This is a genomic window from Thermogutta sp. (assembly GCF_014359955.1).
Lineage (GTDB): Bacteria > Planctomycetota > Planctomycetia > Pirellulales > Thermoguttaceae > Thermogutta.
The window spans coordinates 1-1,373 of record NZ_JACIYL010001002.1 but is presented as its reverse complement, the minus strand read 5'-3'; the positions used below and the strand labels follow the sequence as shown (position 1 = coordinate 1,373).

The window sequence follows — 1,373 nt, the reverse complement described above, 5'->3', positions numbered from 1 at the left end:
TTTTACAGATCCTCGTGATCCTGGCGTCTCGGGCGCCCGACTTTTATCTCGAAAAAGTCCAGCTCGATCCCGTTCAGGCCAGCCAGATGAGCGATCAACTCCTTCAGAAGACGACGGCTCTGGCCGGACAGGTGCAGCATCCTGGCCGCTGGTATCAGGTTTTCACGGAAGATGAGATCAATGCCTGGTTGGCCGTCGATCTGCCGAAGAACCACCGACACCTTCTGCCGCCTGAGCTGTCCGATCCGCGGATCAAGCTCGAGCCGGACACCGTGCGGATCGCCGTCAAAGCCAGGCACGGCCTGCTTTCCGGAATTCTGACGATTGACATCGACGTCCAATCACCCGAAGAGAACACCATTGTCCTTTCCTTCCGCCGGGTCTCATTAGGGGCATTGCCGCTTCCTTTTCGTCCGATGATTGAAAGGCTCAAGAATTTCGCGGCGCAGGCGGGATGGGAAATCCGGGAAATGCAGAAAGATGGGCTCCCCACCTTCGTGATCAGAATCCCTCCCGTCCCCGACGAAAAAGGCCAGATCCGAGAATTGACTTGGCTCCGCATTGCCGACGGCCGTGTCGAACTGAGTGGGATGGTCCGCAAACGATGAACACCGGTTAGCGCAATTTCGCAAGAATCTCGTTCGCCAGGATGCGGACCTGAGGATCGGGGTCCTGGGTGGCCAGCGTACGGATGAGGCTCAGAGCTTCCGGCGTGGACATGGTTCCCAGTGCGGAAAGTGCCTCAAGGCGAACCGTGTGATCTGGATCACAGGCCAGCAACATCAACAGGGGAAGCGGGTCCAGACCGGCCGCGTTCCAGATCGCCGCGACCGCTTTGCGACGCTCGTCGGGATCTGGATGGAAAGCGAGTCGGCCGACCGAAAAGGCTTGGGGGATCCAGCCCAGCTCGCGGAGTTTTTCCTGGGCCTTTGCCGCTTCAGAACCACCGGCCGCAAACTGGCTCCAGAGAGCCCGATCCCGCTGCCAGGGATTGGTTTGCAGGAAGACCGCCTGCGACGTTCCGTCTGCGATTTCGTCTCGAGTGTTCTGGTGCAACGAGGCTTCGGGTAATTCCAGATCGGACGGCGAGTTGCTGGTTCCATTCGGCACAGATTCTTCCACGTCCCGGGTCCCGTGTGGACGAGGCAGGTCCTGGGACGCAGACAGTGGCTCGGCATGTTCCGGGATACGGAGTGTCGGCGGCATCTGGCCCGGTCCGAATGAAAGCGAGGTGTCCTGCGGCAAACGGCCAAAACTGTGTTCATCCTGGGAGGGTCTCCCGCCCGACGTTGGGATCGGATTACTCGCGGGAGAATCCGGCGCGATTCCTGTTTCTGCCTCATCATAGGCGAGCTGAAATCCGTCCTGAAAAT

General features: G+C 59.5%; 2 protein-coding genes. One reads left to right on the top strand and one right to left on the bottom strand.

What is annotated here, in order from left to right; translation table 11 throughout:
* Positions 1-608: hypothetical protein (locus tag H5U08_RS18915; protein WP_297036751.1), on the top strand; the 608-nt coding region annotated here is incomplete at its 5' end.
* A 7-nt stretch (positions 609-615) separates the two neighbouring features.
* Here H5U08_RS18915 and H5U08_RS18910 read toward each other — a convergent pair.
* The coding region (locus H5U08_RS18910) for a HEAT repeat domain-containing protein (RefSeq protein ID WP_297036748.1) at positions 616-1,373 on the bottom strand (758 nt) is incomplete at its 5' end.